This window comes from Corallococcus sp. AB018 (assembly GCF_003986945.1).
Lineage (GTDB): Bacteria > Myxococcota > Myxococcia > Myxococcales > Myxococcaceae > Corallococcus > Corallococcus exiguus.
This window is the reverse complement of record NZ_RAWR01000208.1, coordinates 1-18,713: the sequence shown is the minus strand read 5'-3', so window position 1 is coordinate 18,713 and position 18,713 is coordinate 1. Positions and strand designations below refer to the sequence as shown.

The following is an 18,713-nucleotide window of genomic DNA, read 5'->3' as shown; positions in this document are numbered from 1 at the left end:
GCCCCACACCGCCGCGACCGCCGTCAGGCCCCACCACCACACGACGGACACCACCACCGCGGTGAGGAACTTCACCGTGGCCTGGATGTCCAGCTCCGCCCGCCGCGCCGCCATCCGGGGCAACGGATAGGGCAGCGCGAACACCGCCAGCCCCAGCGCGAACAGCGGCAGCCCGAACACCAGCCGCGCCAGCGTCTTCACCGCGAACGGCACCACGTTGCCCGGGCGGTACTCCACGGACAGGTCCTCCGGCCGCGCGGCCTGCACCAGCGCCATCCGGCTGCCGAACGAGGACAGGTGCTGGCGCAGGCGCTCGTAGCGCTCCGGCTCCTGCGTCCGGAACAGCCGCACGCCGCGCGCCCACAGCCGCAGCCGCTCCGCGTCCAGCGCGCCACCCTGGCGGAAGGCATAGAGCTGCTCCGCCACCTGCACCACCGGCAGGTCCGCCCACTGCTCCAGGTTCAGCGTCACCGAGCGCAGGCCCTCCGCCACCCGCTCCGTCAGCGCGCGCACCGCGTCCTGCTCCGACGCCGCGTCCTTCGGCAGGAAGGCCTGCACGTCGATGGGCGCTCCCTGGTCGATGAGCACCTCGCTGCGGAAGACGTTCTTCTCCGCGTAGGTGAGCCCCACCGGGACGATGCGCACCGGGGCGCCCTCGCGCGCGGCGTTGAGCGCGATGCGCGCCGCTCCCGTCTTCAGCTCCGCCAGCTCCGGCTCCGAGTGGCTCTTGCCCTCCGGAAAGATGGTGATGGCCCGCCCCTGCACGAGCGCGCCCTTCGCCGCATCCAGCGTGCCCTCGTTGCGCCCCATCTGCGTCGGGTCGTCCTGCTTGCGATACACCGGCAGCGCGTTCAATCCCTTCAACAGCCAGCCGATGACGGGCAGCTTGAACAGCGGCGCCTTGGCCATGAACGTCACCTGGCGCCGCGTGAGGATGAACACCAACGCCGGGTCGATGAGCCCGTTCGGATGGTTGCCCACGAAGAGCACCGGCCCAGAGGGCGCTTCGCCCGGGGCATTCACCTTCACCCGGTAGAAGAGCCGCAACGCCAGCGCCACCACCGCCCGCACACACGCGTAGAACACGCCGCGGACTGTATACCGGCGACCCACCCCGGGCCCGCCCTCGCTCCGGACACTGTCACCGACAGGGGTGGGAAAGACCCCCTTCCCCGACAGCTCACGGATTCAGCCACTACAGAACAATCCGGTACGGCGGGGATCCACGGGAACGCGCCCCCGACACACCCCTTTTGTGCGGACTTTGAAAAGCCGCGACACACCCGGGGAGCGCACCACATGAAGCGATTGCTGTCGCTGGGCTGGGCCGCCGCCACCGCCGCCGTCCTGGGGTGTGGCGCGAGCCCCCCGCAGGAAGAGGGCTCGAAGGCGGAAGGGGCACCCGCTGTCGCGTCGTCCTCGCGGTCCATCGTCACGGCCGCGGCCGCGACGCCCAGCGCCTGCAACGCGCTCTATGCGTCCAGCGCGACACAGGCGGCGCTTGCCCAGGCGGTGGTGGACCCGGCACTGCACACGGACGGTTCGGTGCGCACGCTCATCCTGTCCTTCAACACCGCGAACGCGACGGGCGGCGTGCTCAACCTGGACGCCGTGCTGGGCGGCCTGACGCGCACGCTGGGCGGGCTGACGCAGGGGCTGGGCCTGGGCAACGTCCTGGCGCTCAAGTCGCTGCCCATGGTGGCGCTGAAGGTCCCGGTGACGCCAAAGCTCATCGCCACCTTGCGCCAGGAGTTCCAGCCGCTGGGCCTGCTGTCCATCTACGAGGACAAACCGCTCCAGTACTTCCTGGACACCAGCGTGCCGTACATCCACGCGGACACCGCACGCACCGCGTATGAGACGACGGGCGCGGGCATCGGCGTGGGCGTCATCGACTCCGGCCTGGACGGCACGCACGGCGACTTCCCCAACGTGGCGCGCAACGTGAAGGTCGTCGCGCCCCCGCTGGACCTGGGCATTGGCGGCGCGCTGTACGTGGACACGCCCAACAGCGACCTGACCAGCGGCCACGGCACGCACTGCGCCAGCATCATCGCCGGCTCGGGCGCGCGCTCCGGGGGAAGGCACCAGGGCGTGGCCCCCGGAGCGAAGCTGCTGGGCGTGGGCACCGGCGACGCGCTGAGCATCCTGTTCGCGCTGGAGGGCTTCGACTTCCTCATGGACCCCGACGTCCGCGAGACGCACAACGTGCGCGTCATCTCCAACTCGTGGTGCACCAGCGGCAGCCACTTCGCGCCGCTCGACCCCATCTCCATCGCGACGAAGCGCGCCTACGACCTGGGCATGGTGGTGGTGTTCGCCGCGGGCAACGAGGGCTCCGACCCCGACACGCTCAACCCGTACAGCGCCTCGCCGTGCGCCATCTCCGTCGCGGCCGGCACGTCGCGTGACACCACGGCGGCCACCAACCCGCTGCTCAGCCAGGACGCGCCGGGCGAGCTGGCGTCCTTCTCCAGCCGGGGCATCCCGGGCGATGCGCTCCACCACCCGGACATCACGCTGCCGGGCGTGAACATCGTGGCGGCGCGCGCGCTCACCGGCGCCATCATGCAGCCGTACCTGGGCCTGGACCTGCTGCACCCGGAGCCGTTCTACGCGGCCAGCTCCGGCACCTCCATGGCCGCGCCGCACATGGCCGGCGTCGCCGCGCTGCTCTTGGAGGTGAACCCCGCCCTCGACATGGACGGCGTGCTCGCGGCGGTGCAGGTCACCGCGCGGCCCATGTACACGAAGGACTCAGCGGGCAACACGCGCCAGTTGGAGACGTGGGAGGTGGGCGCGGGCTACGCGGACGTGTACGCGGCGACGAAGCTCGTGAATGACGCCGTGGGCATCCGCTACACCACGCAGACCACCGCCCTGCCCTCCTGGACGGGCACGGTGAAGACGAGCATCAACCTTCCCATCCTGGATCTGTCCCTGAGGGCCGCGCAGCACGAGCACTCGCTCACCGTGCCCGCGGGAGCCAACGCCCTGCGCATCAAGACGGCCTGGGGCAACCCGGCCTACGACCTGGACCTGTATGTCTTTGGCCCCAACGGGGAGCTCGTCGCGACCAGCGCCGAGGGCACCTCCACGGGTGAGGCCGTCACCATTTCGAACCCACCCGCCGGCACCTGGCGCGTTCAGCTCAAGGGCTCCCTGAACGTGGCCACGCAGTACACCGGCACCGCGGAAGTGGATCGCCGTGTCCCGCGTCCGTAGTCACTCACGGACCCCACAAGGTACGGCAGTCCCCGCCCCTCTCCCGTGCCTGCACGGGAGGGGGGTTGTTCGTTCGTGGGGTTGGATGAGGTGACGCGGAGACGGATCAGCGCGGCTTGAGCGTGACCTGCGTGTCCGCGACGGTGCGGCCCTGCGCGTCGGTGAAGTGCGCGCGCACCGGCACGGGGCCCGTCAGCCATCCCCCCTGCACGGGCGTGCTGAAGGGCAGCGTGACATCCACGCCCGCTGCGACCTCCGGGGCCGGGCCCTCGCTCGGGAAGAAGCGCAGCGGCTCGCCTTCCTTTGGCAGCCCCTCCAGCGCCAGGCGCACGCGCTCCGGCGCGGTGTAGCTGAACTGCACCGCGTTGCCCTCCGCGCACGTCAGCGTCCCACCGGGCCTGGCCTCCGCCAGCACCGTGCCCTCGGGCGAGATGCAGAAGGCGCGCACGCCCCAGGCCCCTTCGCCTGGAGCGGACGAACGCGCCTGCCACTCCGGCACGTCCTGCCCGGAGCGATCCATCGACGGCGTCACGACGAGCAGCGCCACGGTCGCGGCGGCGGCGCTCAGCGCCAGGGGCATGAAGAGCGGGGACGCGAACCACTTCCTGCGCGCGGGGGCGGGCTGAAGCCTGGCGAACAACGCCTGTTCCAGGAGCGCGCTCCTGCTCCGGGGCAGCGCCCGCTGCTCCAGCACCGACTCCACTCGCGACAGCCGCGTGTACGTCTCCTGACAGTCGGGACAGGTGGCCAGGTGCGCGCGCAGGCGCTCGAAGCCGTCCGCGTCCAGCCCGTCGCGGCCCTTCTCGAAGAGCGCGGCCATGGCCTGCTTCGCCCGGCGGTCGTCACACCCACTCATCGCGCACCCCGGCGCTTGAAGAAGCTCCAGCCCTGCGTCTCCAGGTCCTGGAGGTACCCCTTCGACTGGAGGAACCCCAGCAACCGGGACTTCACCCCGAACTCACGCCGCCGCACCTGGATGCGCGTGAGGCCCAACGCCGTGGCGGCCTCCTCCTGGGGCAGGCCCTCGCTGAAGCGCAGCTCGAACAGCTGTTGCTCTTCACGTGACAGGCCGCCCTTGAACGCCGCGAGCAGCGCCTCCACCTCGCGGTCCTCCAACAGCTCGTCCAGCCCGCCCTCGTCGGAGGAGGCTTCGGTGAGCCCTTCGAAGGCCTCGTCGCGGCCCACCAGCTCGCGCTCGCGCGACTGCTCCAGCAGCACGTTGCGCGCGATGCCCATCAGGAAGTGGGCATAGGGACGCGTGCCGTTGTAGGCAGCGCGCGTGCGCGGCTCGAAGGCGCGCGCGAAGGTCTCCAACAGCGTGTTCTCCAGCTCCATCGCGTTCCTTAGACGGGTGAAGGCTCCCCGCCATGCGGCCGCCTTGAGCAGACGAGCGAGCGGCTCCGCGTGCGCGCGATACACCTCCGCCAGCACCGCTGGGGTGCCTTCGCGAAAGCGGCGCAGCGTGTCGTCATCCCACTCCATCCCTCAGGGGCTTACCGCGACCGTTATGGTCCCGTCATCCGTATGTTGTCGCGAGCGGCGCCGAGTGGATTGTCGGTTGCGCCCCGTGGCATCCTTTCGCACAGCGCATCGCGCAAACCCCTGATGCATATGTCCTCTCACAGGCCGCTGGTCCTGGGTGTTCTCCTACTCCTGGCGGGGAGCGCCGCGAGCGCGACGCCGGAGCAGGTGCACTACGCCCTCATCGTGGCCAGCAACACGGGCACCGAGCCATCCCAGGCGCCCCTGCGCTACGCGGACGATGACGGCGCCCGGTACTACGAACTGTTCGCGCCCCGCTCGCGCGAGGTGGTGCTGCTGAGCGTGCTGGACGCGGAGACGCAGGCCCTGCACCCGGGGCTCGCCGCGAAGACGCGCCCGCCCACGCACCCCGCGCTGGGGGCCGCGCTCGCCCGCCTGAACGCCCGCATGGCGGAGGACCGGGCGAAGGGCTCCATGCCCGTGCTGACGTTCGTGTTCGTGGGCCATGGCAAGCGCGGCGCCGCGGGCGAAGGCGCCGTGAGCCTGCTGGACGGGCCACTGACGCGCACGGAGCTGTACGAGCGCGTGGTCGCGCCCAGCAAGGCGTCCTTCCTGCAACTCATCGTGGACGCGTGTGATTCGTACTTCTTCGTCCACTCGCGCGGCGCGCTGCCGGTGGGCCCCGCGTACGTGGATGCTGTGAAGGGGATCCTGGGCAACCGCGAGCTGGCGCGCTTCCCGCAGGTGGGCGTGGTGCTGTCCACGGCCTCGGAGCAGGAGAGCCAGGAGTGGAGCGCCATCCGCTCGGGCGTCTTCAGTCACATGGTGCGCTCGGCGCTGTCGGGCGCGGGGGACGTCAACGGGGACGGCAAGGTGGACTACGCGGAGCTGCGGGCCTTCGTGGCCGCCGCGAGCCAGGGCACGGACGACGTGCGGGGCCAGCCGAACGTGTTCATCCAGCCGCCCGCGCTGAACCGCGCGTTCGCGCTGACGGACCTGGGGGACGCCGCGTCGCTGGGCTACCTGATGGTGCCCACGGGACTGGCGGGCCGGCTGTGGGTGGAGGACTCGCGCGGCATCCGCGTGGTGGAGCTGCACAAGGAGCGCGAGCGTCCGCTGGTGGTGGCCCTGCCCTTGGGGCGCGGTTACTACCTGCGCGGCAGCGGCCGGGAGGCGCCGTTCGCCATCAGCCGCGCGTCGGAGGTGGTGGACGCGGGCGGCCTGCCCTGGCACGACGCCAGCGTGGCGGCCCGGGGCGCCGTGCAGGACGTGATGCGCGACAAGCTCTTCTCCGTGCCCTTCGGGCCGCGCTTCTACCGGGGCTACATGGCAAGCCTCGGCATCACGCCGTCGTCGGACGAAGCCGACGCCGTGCTGGTGCCCTGAGCCTGCCATGAGCCTGCCCGCATCCCTGCTGTTGATGCTGCTGCGCGTGTCAGCGCCGTGCGACGCGAACACGCGCGTGGTGCTCATGCCCTTCGAAAGGTTGGCCCTGCCGTCCGCGGACGCGCGTGAACTGGAGGACGCCACGCGGCGCGCGGTGGCCGCGTTGCCGGAGGCGTGCCTGGAGTCGCGCGAGGACACGGTGGCGCGGCTGCGTGGGTCTGGCGCGGCGCTGACGGCGTGTGGCGACGCGGCGTGCCGGAGCGCGCAGGCCTCGGCGCTGGGCGTGCGCAGGCTGGTGCGGGGCGTGGCGCTGGGCGTGGGAGGCAAGCGCAGCGTGGCGCTCACGGTGACGGACTCGCGGGGCCCGGAGACGCGAGCGCAGTTCGAGGCCCCGGCCACGATGCCGGGCGAAGCGGACGCGCGGGCGCGGCAGGCGATTGAACAGGTGTGGTCGCCCCTGGTGACGACGCAGGCGGCGCGGGAGCCCCAGGGCTCGCGCGTGCTGCCCAAGGTGTTGTGGGGCGTGGGCGGCGCGGCGCTCCTCGCGGGCGTGGGCTTCGGGCTGGCGGCACGGCGCACGGAGTCGAAGCTGTCGAAGAACGGCGGTGATTGCGCCACGGCCGGCGAGGCGTTCGCGGACTGCATCACGGCGCAGCTGGAAACGGGCCGCCGCCAGGCGCGGACGTCCAACGTGCTGCTGGGCGCGGGCGCGCTGCTCGGCGTCGGTGGAACGGTGTCCTTCATCTGGGAGCTGCCGTGAGGAAACTGTTCGCCGCGCTGACGGGTGCCTTCGTCCTCACGATGGGGGCGTGCACGTTCGCACCGGACCTGTCGCGCTTCGCCATATGCGACACGGCCGGCGGCTGCCCCTCCGGCACGTCGTGCCTCACTTCGGAGAACCGCTGTCTGCCGGCCTGTGGCGAGGGGGGTTCCTGCGACGACGACCCCAAGCCCGTGGACCCTCCGGACGCGGGCACGGAGCAGGATGGAGGCACGGAGTCGGACGCGGGCGCCGGGGATGCCGGCGCGACGGACGCGGGGGAACCAGACGCGGGGCAAACAGACGCGGGTAGCAATGACGCGGGCCCCGCCGCGCTCGCGCTGGAGTCCCTCCTGACGGAGGCTGTCGAGTCCACTCCCTATTCAGGCCAGCTCCAGGCGCGGGGCGGCACCCCGCCGTACACGTTCGAGGCCACCGGCCCGCTTCCCGCGGGCATCCTGCTCGACACCGAGGGCCGCGTCACCGGCGCGCCCACGCAGGCGGGGGAGCAGGTCCTCCCGGTGCAGGTGACCGACCTGAGCACCCCGACGAAGCGCGCCAGCGGAAGCCTCACCCTGCGCGTCCGTCCGCTGCTGCGGGTCGCGGGGCCGGAGCCGCTGGCGGACGCCCTCATCAATCGCGCCTATACCGAGCGCGTCTCCGCCACGGGAGGCAAGGGGCCATACACCTTCGCCCTCGAGCCAGAACAGGCGCTGCCGTCGGGGCTGACGCTCGCGTCGAACGGCCTCATCACCGGCACCCCGGCCCAGTCCGGGAAGAGGACGTTCGCGGTGGTCGTGACGGACAGCGACACCCCGCCCCAGTCCACCACCAGCACGCTCTCCATCACCGTCACGAGCGCTCCCGGCACCGTCACCCTGCTGTCGAAGGCCGTGCCCATGGGCCGCGTGGGCTCCGACTACAGCTACACCGTGCGCGCCAGCGGCACGGGCAACTGGAGCGTGAAGAGCGGAGCACTGCCACCCGGCATCCTCCTGGACACGAAGGACGGCATCCTCTCCGGCAAGCCCACGACCCAGGGCGACTTCACCTTCCGGCTCGGCGTGGGGGACCTGCTCTTCTCCGACGAGCGGTCCTACACCCTGCACGTCGACTGACGCGCGGGCCTCACGGGTAGCGGTCCACCACCTGGATGACGCCCGTGTTGTCCTGCACCACGGAGAAGCCCTTCATGGGGCTGGGATACGCGATGAGCCCTTCGCCGTCCCGGTCCCAGCGCGTGTCCAGCAGCACGCCGCAGAAGGGCACGGACGTGGCGCCGCTCTCCGGGGTGAAGATGCGATCATACCGGCCGAACACGCGGTGCTTCGTCACGTAGAGCCGCCCGCCGATGCGCGCTCCCGGCAGCTTCGCCTCCCCTTCCGCCTGCGGCAGCGCGATGACGAAGCTGTAGTTGTACCGGGCCGGACCCGGGTGGTCCTGGATGCTGTCCACGATGACGGGGATGCGGTCCCCCACCTTCAGCCCCAGCCGCTCCATCTGGAGCTGCGCGCCACGAGGACAGGTGCCCTCTGGAGGCATCCACGCGGGACGCGGCGCCTTCTGGGCCGTGTCCGGTCCGTGCTGACACGCGAGCGCGAGCCATCCCAAGAGCCCCAGGCCCCAGGCCACTCCACGGCGCGCACGGTGGGTTCGCATGGGCAAGGGCCTCCGGTCAGAACGTCCCGATGCTGAAGTGGAACTGCGTGGGCGCCTCGTTGAGCGCTTCGTCGCGGTCCAGGTTGAAGCCCACGTCGAAGGCCAGCGGGCCCACGGGCGTCACGTAGCGCAGGCCCACGCCCGCCGCGTAGCGCAGCACGCCCGGGTCGAACAGCGTGCGGTCCTGCCACAGGTTGCCCGCCTCGAAGAAGAGCCCCAGGTCCACCGAGGCGATGGCCGGCACGCGCAGCTCCGCCTTGGCCAGCGTGAAGAGCTCGCCGCCCTGGCTCGCGGGCACCTGTCCGGCGAGCACCGCCTTCAGGTCGTCCGGACAGCCCGCGGGGGAAATCACGGCGCGGCACGCGGCCAGCCGCTGGTGCAGCACCTCGCGCACGTCCTGCGGCAGCACGCCGTCCTCGCGGAAGCCCCGGAGGCTGGAGGAGCCGCCCAGGTAGAACAGCTTGGACCCGATGTTCTGCGCCCCCTGCGTCAGCGGCACGATGGTGCCCGCGCGCGCGCTCACCGCCACGCTCGCGCGGCGGCCCAGCGGCGCGTACGCGCTCACGCTGCCGGACAGCTTCACGCCGTCGATGGGGAACTCCGGCACGCGGTTGCCCGCGACGTCCGTGGGGTGGACGCTGATGCCGCGCATGAACTCCACGCTGCTGCTGAGCACCATGCCGCGACGGGGGTTCGCCGGGTCGTCGCGGAAGTCCAACGTCATGGACGGGCGCAGCGAGTGCAACGCGAAGTCGCCGTATGGGTAGCGCAGGCGCTCCTGGTCCGCGCGGTTGATGAGCTCCAGCACGCCTCCGCGAGAGCGCAGCCGGTTGTTCTCCAGTTCGTACTGGAGCGACACGTTCACCCACGACGCCAGCGCCCAGTCCGCGCCCAGCACCGCCGCGAACCGCGTGGACAGGTACGACGGCCGGTGCACGCGCTCGCCAATCAGGTCCAACCGCGCGCCAATCTCCTGCGGCGCCAGGAAGGACAGCCGGGGCTGGGACAGCGCCAGGTTGCCGCGCCCGCCCAGGCCGCTGAAGCCATCCAGGTCGGAGGTACACACCTCGCCGGACAGCTCTCCCGTGGAGCACCCGGCCGGAAGCCGCGAGGACGACAGCGCCTCCGCGCTCGCGCCCGCGTAGTTCACCTTGCCGCGAGCCAGGAGGTTGAGCCCCCGGCCATCCAGGTTGCGCCACGCCGTGTCCAGCGTGATGCGAGGACCGTCCACCAGGAAGTAGCCGCCAGACACCTCGCCGTCGATGCGCGGGCGCTCCTGCACCGTCACCAGCACGTCCTTGGAAGCCTCGCGGCGGTTGGGGTCCGCCAGCGACACCTCCGCCTGGCGGAACAGCCCCAGCCGCGACAGCCGGCGCTGCGCCTCCGCCAAGGCCTCCACCGACAGCGGGGCGCCGGGCTTCAGGTCCAGCTGCGCCAGCACCACGTCCGGATCCGAGCGCGTCAGCCCCTGGAGCAGCACCTGCCCCACGCGCACGCGAGGCCCCGCGTCCGTGCGGTAGGTCACCTGCGCGGAGGTGCCGTTCTCCTCCACCGATACCGAGTTGCTCACGTGCGCGAAGAGATAGCCCTCGCGGCCCAGTCCCCGCTCCAGCGCGGCCTGCGCCTGGTCGACCTTCTCGAAGCTCAGCGGCGTCCCCACGGGCAGGAGCAGGTTCACCCAGACGGGATCCACCTCCAGCGGGATGCCCAGGAAGATGGGCGCGCGGATCAACGCCTGGGGCCCCTCCTCCACGTCGAAGTCCGCGTCCACCGTGTGATGGACCCGGTCCAGCGTGAGGCCCCGGAAGGTCACCTGCGCGGACGCGAAGCCCTGCTCGCGGTAGGCCGTCGTCATCGCGTCCGCGGCCTCCAGCCACGTGTCCTCCACGTAGACCGTGGACGGGTCTGGCGGAGACATCACGCGCGTGTCGTTGCGGCGATCGCGGCCCTCCGTCTCCAGCGGGTCCTCGCGCATGGGCAGGTCCAGCTCCGGCCACGTCTCCAGCGCCGCCACCTGGTTGGTGAGCATGGAGCGAAGCACGTCGGAGGACAGCGCCGCGTTGCCGTGGAAGCGCACGTCCGTCACGCGCAGCGGAGCGCCCTCGTCCACCTGGAAGCCCAGCACCGCCGCTTCGCCGTCCGGCCGGATGACCTCCAGCGACCGCACGCGCGCGTCGTGGAAGCCGCGCCGCCGGTAGAACGCCTCCAGCCGCCGCGCGAGCCGCGCCGCCACGGTCTCGTCCATCGCCTCCTCGCCGTCGTAGGCCACCACGCGCGCCAGCAACGAGTCCGGGAAGCGGCGGTTGCCCGTGAAGCGCAGGTGGAACGCGGGCCCCGCGGACACCGGCACCGCCACGGACGCCTCGCTGTCCTCCACGACGACGGTGGGCGTGCCCACCCAGGCCCGCCAGTGCTGGCCCTCGCGCAGGAGCACGCGAAGCCGCTCCAGGCCACCGTCCAGCTTCGCCCGGTCGAAGACTTCCCCAGGCTTCATCCCCAGCGCCTCCACCAGGCGCGGCAGCGGCAGCGCGGGACTGCCGGAGAAGGTCACCTGGCGCACGCGGGTGGGCTTGCCCTCCGCCACCACCAGCGTCACCGCCACGCCGCCCGCGGGCACCGGCCGCTCCTCCACCTGGATGTCGACGGCGTCGTAGCCCTTGCGCTGGTAGGCCTCGCGCACGGCGTCCGCCGCGGTGTCCAGCTCCTCTGGATCCAACGGCCCGCCCTGGAGCAGCCCGCTCGCATCCAGGAGCTCCCCGGACGTGAGGACCTGGTTGCCCCGCACCGCCACGTGCGACAGCAGCGGCAGCGGCGTGAGCTTGAACACCAGCCGCACGCCCCCCGGTACCTCCTGCGTGAACGCCACCACGTCCGCGAAGCGACCCGTGGCGAACAGCTGCTCCACCGACTTGCGCACCGCGCCCGGCGTCAGCGCCTGGCCCTTGCGCAGGGTGACGAGGCCCGAAAGCCCGTCCGGCGCCATGCCCTCCGGCAGGTGCAGCTCCACGGCCACCACTTCCGGAGCGTCATCGTCGTGGCCCACGGGCGCGGCGAAGGCCGGCAGCGCGCACACGAGGAGCAGCACCGCGGCCAGCGCGGCTACTCGACCTCCCAGCCCAGCTTCAGCTCGAGCCCGAGGTTTCCGAACGACGCCTGGCTGTTCTCGTTGTCCCACTGGGCCTGTGCGGAAAGACGGTCGTCGAAGCGGTACTCAGCGCGTGCCCGGGTGCCTCGCCCACTCACTGGCTGGGTCATCCCGATTTTAAGCTGCTCGGACAGGAACTTCGACTCAAGTTGTGCGGTCGGCTCCGCTTGCCGGGTGGCGTCGTTGTAGGTGGTGGAGATCTGCAGGGACAAGTCCCTGAGAACGGGGTTGCTGGGCAGGAACCGGCGCACCTGCCGGTCCAGTCCTGACACGTTGAAGAGGGCCTCCGCCGCCAGACCGTAGCTCGCCGACGCGGCCGTGTCCTTGTCCGCGCTCGTCACACCCAGTGTCAGCAGCGACAGGATGTCACCCTCCGTGAGCACCGGCTCCGAGGACAGCACCACCAGCGGGTTGGCCGGCCGGCCGAACGCATGCAGCTTCACCACGAACTCGCGCACGGACGTCTGCGCCTGGACCTCGAACACCGGGTCGATGCCGGACGCGTCGCGGAACTCCAGCTGCCCCTGGTCGATGGTGAAGAGGTTGTTGCGGAAGAACGCCTGGCTGCCCTCGGCCGCCTCCACGCGGCCCAGCAGCCCCGGCTTCACGTCCGTGCCGGTCAGCCGCACGTCGCCCAGCAGCCGGGCCTTCGCCAGGTTGTTGTCCACGCGCACGTCGCCGAAGTGCACGTTGACGTCCCAGGTGAAGAAGGGGTCCCTCGCGCGCTCGCCCCCGCCGCCCACGGCGAGGTTCGGCTTCTTCTGCATCGTCTTGAGCAGCGCTTCGATGTCGAGCGGCTTCTGGTAGCGCAGCTTGATGATGTCCAGCCCACCCGTGACGGTGGGCCCGGTGGGCGGACCCACCACCTGCAGCAGGCCGGACACGGTGAGCGGCAGGTCCTCAGTCATCCGGTACGGCACGGCATCCAGTTGCAGCGTCAGCGCCAGCCGCTTGGGCACGAAGCGCTCCAGCCGGATGTCGCCACGCGCGGACACCTGGCCTTCGTTGACCTGGGCCTGCAGGTGCTCCAGCAGCACGCGCTGGCCCGTCATCTCCAGGCGGCCGGACATGCCGCGCACGGTGAGCGGCAGGTCGCGCATGGACAGGCGCACGTCGGACAGCTCCGCGGTGCCCACCACCGATGGTGCGTCCATCGATCCGGTGGCCTCCGCGTCCACGCGCAGCTGGCCGCCCACGCGCTCCATGCCGGGCAACAGCGGCTCCAGGAGCCGCACGTCCATGCGCCCCTCGCGCAGGCTCATGTTGATGGCGCGCCGGCTCATCCAGCCGCCCAACGTGAAGTCCACCGACGCGCCGCTGAAGCGGAAGGGCTGCACGTCCAGCCGGTTGTTGATGTACGTCAGCACGATGGGTCCCTGGTTGCGGCCGCGCAGGTCGCCCCGCGCGAGCGACAGCTCCCGCACGGTCGCCCCCACCGTGTAGCCCTCCGGCTGCAACAGCGGGCCCTGCAGCGTCACGCGCCCCGCGAGCATGCCGGTGACGCCCGCCAACGCCGGCACCTGCGGCAGCAGCGGCCTGATTTCAGGCAGCAGCAGGTCGACGGTGGAGTCGAAGAGGTAGGGCTCCTTCACCGTCATGTTCAGGTAGCCCTGCGCGTCGCGGAACGGGCGGCCGGTGATGCGCAGCTGCTTGCCCTCCTGGCGCAGCGCGAGGTCCATGGCGCCCAGGTCGCGCGACGCGAAGGTGATGCGCGGGCCCTTCAGCGTGGCCTGGATGTCCGGCTTGTCCGCCGAGCCCGCCACGGTGCCCGCGAGCGCGAGCGTTCCCTGGATGCCCATCTCCTCCGCGGTCTCCTGCCCCACGGCCTCCGCGAGCGACAGGTTCTCTCCGCCGAAGCGGTAGTCCAGCGCGCCCGCGGTGAAGCCGAACGAGCCCTCCACCCAGGTGCGCCCCAGCCGGCCGTCCAGCACGGTGCGCTCCAGCACCATCTCCTTGCCGTCCACGAAGCGCAGCCGCGCGGAGCCCGCGCCCAGCCGGCGGCCCAGGTACGTGGTGTCGCGCAGGTCGAAGGCCACCAGTCCCTCCAGCTTCTCCAGGGGACTGTCGATTTCGACGCGCCCGGAAGCCGCGCCCGCGAACTGGCCCTGCACCACGGCGATGGACGGACTCAGGCCCGCCACCAGGTCCACCAGGTCCTCGGTGCGGCCCTGCGGCACCGTCACATCCAGGCGCAGGTGCAGCAGGCGCGCGAAGGTGAGCTTCGCGTTGCCGAAGTACTGCGTGCGCCCCTTCTGGCCGGTGAGCGACGGGAAGGACAGCAGCCCGTTCGAGTACGACAGCTTCGCCTGCGTCACGCCCAGGCCGAAGCCCCAGAAGGTGAAGTCGCGCAGGGACAGGCTCGCGTCCACCTTCACGTCCGAGTACGGCCCCACGATGGAGTAGTTCGCGGAGCCCTTCCCGGACCACGGCAACTCCGCGATGTGGCCGAAGTCCGACAGCTCCAGCTCGCCGTTGCCCTGGATGTCCAGGCCGCGCGCGGTGTCGAAGTAGAGCGTCACGTCGCCGTGCACGCGCGAGCGGCCGGACTCCACCGTGAGGCGGCTGAAGGACACGCGGTCCCCCGACAGCTTCACGGCCGTCTGCGCGCGGCCCCGCTCGAAGGTGAGCAGCGTCTTGCCCGCGCTGACCGGCGCGTCGAACGCGCGCGTGGCCAGCACGAAGCGGCCGCTGCGCAGGTCCAACGGCCCGGACAACGACGGCCGGGGCAGCAGCGTCCCGGTGAGGTGCGCGTTCGCCGTCGCGGGGAAGTCCACCCAGGAGCCCGCCACGCCCGCGCGCTCCAGGATGCGCCCGAAGGATGCGTCCTCCGTCTGGAGCGTCACGTCCACGGGCAGCTCCGGCGTGAGCTTCAACGCGCCTGACAGCTTCACCTTGCCGGAGCCCAGCGGGGCCTCCAGCGACTCCACGCGCACGCGGTCCCCTGCGTACGACAGGCGCGCGTTGAGGCTCACCGGACCGTACTGCTCATAGGCCAGGTTGCTCGCGGACAGGTCCGCGCCCACCGCGAGCGCGGAAGGCTTCCCGGTGATGGACAGGCGCGTCCACAAATGCCCGGTGGCCGGACGCGGCAACAGCTTCGCCTGCGACAGCGTGCGCAGCGGCAGGAACACCTGCGCGTCCAGCGCGAGCACCGGATGACACAGCGTCTCCACGCGGCCGGACACCGTGGCGGTGATGTCGTCGAGCGTCACCTCCGCGCGCTCCACGTCCAGCAGCCCTTCGTCCGGATCCAACGCGCCGGTGAAGCCCAGCTGCCCCAGCGTCAGCTCGCCGCCGCCCGCGCCCAGGCGCACCAGGCCCCGCCGCGCGCCCACCTCCAGCTCCATCACGCCCCAGTGCTCCACCCACCCCACGTCCAAGTTCTCCACCTCCACGCCCCGCCCGTCCGGCAGCGCGAGGCGCACCTCCGCGCCGGTGATGTCCACGCGCCCCACGCCCACGCGGGTCAGCGGCGTGAGCGGGCACGTCCCGTCGGAGGAAGGCGGGGCCGAGGAGGGCCGGGACAAATCCAGCGCCACGCGCGGATGCCGCACTCGCACATGGCCCAGCATGAAGCGGCGGGACAGCGGAGACAGGAAGCCCAGCCCCACCTCCGCCTCGTCCGCGGCGAACAGCGGCGTGTCCCTGCCCGGCGCGAACACCGACACGCCGTGCAGCACCACGCGCGAGCCCAGCGGATCCAACTCGCACCGGCCGATGCCGATGCCCACGCCCAGCAGGTCCGGCAGCTGCCTGCGCGCCAGGGTGCAGGCGGCGTCCCAGGTGAACGGCTGACGCAACAGCAGGATGCTCCCCGACACCACGAGGAGCACCAACAAGAGCGCCTTGCGCGCTGCACTGTTGCGGCTGGGGAGGGACAAGCCGCTAGAGCTTACCGAGTCCCTCGAGGTAGCGGTCGATCTCCGCCAGGTCGATTTTGGTGTTCGCCGTCCGGGGCAGCGAGGTGGCGGGCGCGCTCGCTCGCTCGCTTGCCTGGGAAGCAGCCGAGCCACCCTGGAGCCCCAGGTTGTTGCCGATGCGGTGCACCAGCTCCGCGCCGATGGTCTCCGAGCGCGCGAGGAACGCCTCGAAGAGGGCGTTGTCGCACAGGGTGTTGATGACGCGCGGGGTGCCGCCGGAGTGCTCGTGCACGGCGAGCAGCGCCTCCGGAGTGAAAGGCATGCGCGGGCAGCCGGCGAGCCGCAGCCGGTGCTTCACGTACGCCTCCGTGGACTCCGCCGTGAAGGGCTCCAGCTTGTAGCGGAGCGCCACGCGCTGGGCGAGCGGCGGGTCCAGCTTCAGGTTCTTTTCAATCTCCGGCAGGCCGAAGAAGACGAAGGAGATGAGCTTGCGCTCCGGCACTTCCAGGTTGAGCAGCCCCCGGAACTCCTCCATGAGCTCGCGCGTCTCCAGCATCTGCGCCTCGTCGATGAGGACGACGGCCTTCTTGCCGGACTCATAGATTTGCAGCAGCCGCTGGTAGAGCTGCGACAGGAGCGCCAGCTTCTCCTGCGCGGGGTTCTCCACGCCCAGCTGGAGCGCGATGCGGCGCAGGAGCCACTGGGCGGTGATGCCCGAGTGGATGATGACGAGCAGCGCGGCCTCGTACTCGGACTCCGGAAGCGAGTCGAGCATGCGCCGGGCGAGCGTCGTCTTGCCCGCGCCGATGTCGCCAATGAGGATGGACAGGCCCTTCATGTAGCCCACGGCGTGCATCAGCCGCGTGAGGGCCTGCGAGTGCTGCGCGGAGTTGTAATAGAAGCGGCTCACCGGAGCGTTGGAGAACGGCTCCTGGGTGAGTTCGAAGAAATCGAGGTAGGTCGTCATCGCTCGCCGGGCCTCGTGGGGGGACGCGCTACACGTACCCTACTTTACGAGCCTTCGGCACGCCCGCGGCGGGAACCGGCGTCGCCGGGCCCTTTCCGGCGCGAGGCAGCGGGTCCTCCTCCGGTGCGGTCAGCGCCGACAGCCGCGTCACCTGCGACCCCACGTCGCGGTATTTCGCGTCCATGGCAGCCACCCGCTGGAAGTGGAAGAGCGCCTTGCCCTGCTCGTTGAGCGCGTCGTAGGCGCTCGCCAGCTCGAAGCCCAGCGCCTTGGCCACCTCGCCCGTCGCGAGCACGTTGGAGAGGCCTTCCTTGAACACCGCCACGGACTCTTCCGGCTTGCCGCGCAGCGTGTGCAGCATGCCAATCATCGTCAGGCAGTCCAGCTCGCGCGGAGTGCCCACGCTGCCCTGGCGGGCCACGTCGAACTCATGGACGGCGTCGTCCAGCAGGCCCATTTCCTTGTAGGCGATGCCCAGGTCGTAGTGCGTGTCCACGTCCTCGGGCTTCACCACCTTGGCCAGGCCCTTCTTGAACTCGGCGAAGACCTCGTCCACCGAGTACTGGAAGTCCTCTTCCGCCGGGGGAACCGCCGCCAGCGACTCACCGCCCAGGTCGTCCAGCTCACCGGCCAGCTGCGCCGCCAGGTCGAACGCGTCGCCACCACCGGCGCCGTCGTCGAGCGACGCCTCCGTCACCGGCTGCACGGAAGGCACGTGCAGGGGCTCCGAGGGAGCGTCGTCCTCGGGGGCCGCGCCACCGCCGGCCTCCATCTCCTCCAGCCGCGCCATCAGCTCGCCGGCGCGCACGTGGCCGGGGAACGCGATGGCCACCGTCTCCAGGATTTCGCGCGCCTCCTCCAGCAGTCCCTGGTCGAGGAAGAACGACGCCTCGTCGCACTCCTCGGAGGCAGGCTCCTCCTCGGGCTCCGCTTCCGGCTCGGGCTCAGGCTCGGGTTCCGGCTCATCCGCCAGGGCCTCGGGCTCCGGCTCCGGCTCGTCCGCGAACGCCTCGGCCTGCGGCTCGTCGTAGGACAGACCCTCCAGCGACGGCAGCACCATGTGCGCGGCCGTGGGCTCGTCTTCGTACTCGTCGCCCAGCGACATGTCGCCCGTGTACGAGGGCTCTTCCGCCGGCGCTGCGAAGCTTTCGTCCAGGCCCGCGTCGTCCAGCGCGGACGCATCCAGGGGCGCGAGCCCCACGCGCGTGGGCGCGTCGTCGTCCTCGCCCAGCGACATGCCGGGTTCGACCAGGGCCTCGTCGTCGTCGCTGTCGCCCAGCGTCGGCAACTGGCGCGTGTTCGGCGCGGCCTCTTCCAGCAGCGCGCGCGACGGGGACAGGATGCGCGTGGGCGGCGCCTCTTCCTCGTCGCCCAGCGACATGCCGCCCGGCTCGTCCGCGAGCACCATGGGCTCGTCGCCCGCGTCCGCCGCGTACGCCAGCGCGTCGTCCTGCGCGACCAGCGGCTCGTCGTCCAAGCCTCCGGAGACATCCGAACCGCCCAGGCCCGGCTCGTCCGCGAGCACCAGCGAGTCCTCGTCGGACCCCATCACCAGGTCGTCCTGCGGCGGCAGGTCGTAGACGGTGTTCTCGGCGGAGCTGATGGGCTCGCCCATCACGGCTTCCTCGCCGCTCAACGTGGTCTCCGAGACCTCGTCGTCGACGATTTCGTCCGAGTCCGACCCGTGGCTCAGCGCCGCGAGCGCCAGCTCGTCACCGCCGGGCTGCGCGAGCGCGTCCTCCGGTGGCTCCGCGACGAGGATCTCGTCCTCGTTGGAGTCCACCAGGATGGCGTCCTCCTCCAGCGACTCCACGCCCGGCGTCGCCGCCGGCGCCACGAAGCCCCCTTCCGCGCGGAGCACGGACAGGAAGGCGGGCACCTCGGGATGCGCTGGATTTTCCTGGAGGATGGTCGCCAGGTACGGCTGCGCGCGCTGCACGTCCGCGCGGCGCGTGCACAGGCGCAGCACGTTGAGCAGCTGCTCGGACGCCTGCGCGCCGTTATTGGCCGCCACGTAGATGTGGTACGCCTTTTCGTGCGCGTCCAGGTTCTCCGGATCCACGGAGAAGACCTTGCGCAGGTGCTCCAGCGCTTTGTCGTGGAGCCCGTACTTCACGTAGACGTCCGTCTCCGTCAGCAGCTTGGCCAGCTGCTCGCGGCTCATCCCCGCGGACGGAGGCGGCACCACGGCCGCGGGCGGCGCGGCGGGCGCGGGACGGGACGGGGGCC

The 18,713-nt window shown here is 71.4% G+C and carries 12 protein-coding genes; 4 read left to right on the top strand and 8 right to left on the bottom strand.

What is annotated here, in order from left to right:
* The coding region (locus tag D7Y11_RS33560) for a lysophospholipid acyltransferase family protein (protein WP_126935731.1) at positions 1 to 1,086 on the bottom strand (1,086 nt) is incomplete at its 3' end.
* 213 nt (positions 1,087 to 1,299) lie between these two features.
* On the opposite strand from D7Y11_RS33560, the gene D7Y11_RS33555 reads away from it, so the two are divergent.
* Positions 1,300 to 3,225 (top strand): S8 family serine peptidase, encoded by a 1,926-nt coding sequence (locus D7Y11_RS33555; RefSeq protein ID WP_126935730.1) that lies wholly within the window; start codon positions 1,300 to 1,302, stop codon positions 3,223 to 3,225.
* 106 nt (positions 3,226 to 3,331) lie between these two features.
* On the opposite strand, the gene D7Y11_RS33550 is transcribed toward D7Y11_RS33555, so the two are convergent.
* Positions 3,332 to 4,081 carry an anti-sigma factor gene (locus tag D7Y11_RS33550; protein ID WP_126935729.1) on the bottom strand — a complete coding sequence of 250 codons (750 nt, stop codon included), beginning with the start codon at positions 4,079 to 4,081 and terminating at the stop codon, positions 3,332 to 3,334.
* A complete protein-coding gene (locus D7Y11_RS33545) occupies positions 4,078 to 4,707 on the bottom strand; it encodes an RNA polymerase sigma factor (RefSeq protein ID WP_120580384.1) in 630 nt (209 codons plus the stop codon). Before D7Y11_RS33545 ends, D7Y11_RS33550 begins: the two co-directional genes overlap by 4 nt.
* Positions 4,708 to 4,836: 129 nt before the next feature.
* On the opposite strand from D7Y11_RS33545, the gene D7Y11_RS33540 reads away from it, so the two are divergent.
* From D7Y11_RS33540 to D7Y11_RS33530, 3 genes are read left to right on the top strand one after another with little or no spacing between them, the layout of a single operon-like run.
* Entirely contained in the window at positions 4,837 to 6,093 is a 1,257-nt protein-coding gene (locus D7Y11_RS33540; RefSeq protein WP_121755591.1) for a hypothetical protein, read from the top strand.
* Between the two features lie 7 nt (positions 6,094 to 6,100).
* Complete coding sequence (locus tag D7Y11_RS33535; RefSeq protein ID WP_120580386.1) at positions 6,101 to 6,853, top strand: hypothetical protein; 753 nt, start codon at positions 6,101 to 6,103, stop codon at positions 6,851 to 6,853.
* Positions 6,850 to 7,971, top strand: coding sequence for an Ig domain-containing protein (locus D7Y11_RS33530; protein ID WP_120580387.1), 1,122 nt, complete (start codon positions 6,850 to 6,852; stop codon positions 7,969 to 7,971). The genes D7Y11_RS33535 and D7Y11_RS33530 overlap by 4 nt, the downstream gene beginning before the upstream one ends.
* A gap of 10 nt (positions 7,972 to 7,981) precedes the next feature.
* Here the strand turns inward: D7Y11_RS33530 and D7Y11_RS33525 are convergent, their stop codons facing one another.
* The 5 genes from D7Y11_RS33525 to D7Y11_RS33505 form a co-directional block, all read right to left on the bottom strand.
* Positions 7,982 to 8,512 (bottom strand): hypothetical protein, encoded by a 531-nt coding sequence (locus D7Y11_RS33525; RefSeq protein ID WP_126935728.1) that lies wholly within the window; start codon positions 8,510 to 8,512, stop codon positions 7,982 to 7,984.
* A 16-nt stretch (positions 8,513 to 8,528) separates the two neighbouring features.
* Positions 8,529 to 11,597: a POTRA domain-containing protein gene (locus D7Y11_RS33520; protein WP_126935727.1), complete on the bottom strand. Its 3,069-nt coding sequence runs from the start codon at positions 11,595 to 11,597 to the stop codon at positions 8,529 to 8,531.
* Between the two features lie 14 nt (positions 11,598 to 11,611).
* On the bottom strand, positions 11,612 to 15,538 hold the full coding sequence (locus D7Y11_RS33515) for a translocation/assembly module TamB domain-containing protein (protein WP_126935726.1): 3,927 nt from the start codon (positions 15,536 to 15,538) through the stop codon (positions 11,612 to 11,614).
* Between the two features lie 4 nt (positions 15,539 to 15,542).
* Positions 15,543 to 16,484, bottom strand: coding sequence for an ExeA family protein (locus D7Y11_RS33510; RefSeq protein WP_120580675.1), 942 nt, complete (start codon positions 16,482 to 16,484; stop codon positions 15,543 to 15,545).
* Positions 16,485 to 16,512: 28 nt separating this feature from the next.
* Positions 16,513 to 18,713, bottom strand: a 2,201-nt coding sequence (locus D7Y11_RS33505; RefSeq protein WP_126935725.1) for a hypothetical protein, incomplete at its 5' end; no start/stop codon positions are given.

Coding starts and splice junctions, on each gene's coding strand:
- D7Y11_RS33555 (WP_126935730.1), top strand. CDS start 1,300: ATGAAGCGATTGCTGTCGCTGGGCTGGGCCGCCGCCACCGCCGCCGTC.
- D7Y11_RS33550 (WP_126935729.1), bottom strand. CDS start 4,081: ATGAGTGGGTGTGACGACCGCCGGGCGAAGCAGGCCATGGCCGCGCTC.
- D7Y11_RS33545 (WP_120580384.1), bottom strand. CDS start 4,707: ATGGAGTGGGATGACGACACGCTGCGCCGCTTTCGCGAAGGCACCCCA.
- D7Y11_RS33540 (WP_121755591.1), top strand. CDS start 4,837: ATGTCCTCTCACAGGCCGCTGGTCCTGGGTGTTCTCCTACTCCTGGCG.
- D7Y11_RS33535 (WP_120580386.1), top strand. CDS start 6,101: ATGAGCCTGCCCGCATCCCTGCTGTTGATGCTGCTGCGCGTGTCAGCG.
- D7Y11_RS33525 (WP_126935728.1), bottom strand. CDS start 8,512: ATGCGAACCCACCGTGCGCGCCGTGGAGTGGCCTGGGGCCTGGGGCTC.
- D7Y11_RS33510 (WP_120580675.1), bottom strand. CDS start 16,484: ATGACGACCTACCTCGATTTCTTCGAACTCACCCAGGAGCCGTTCTCC.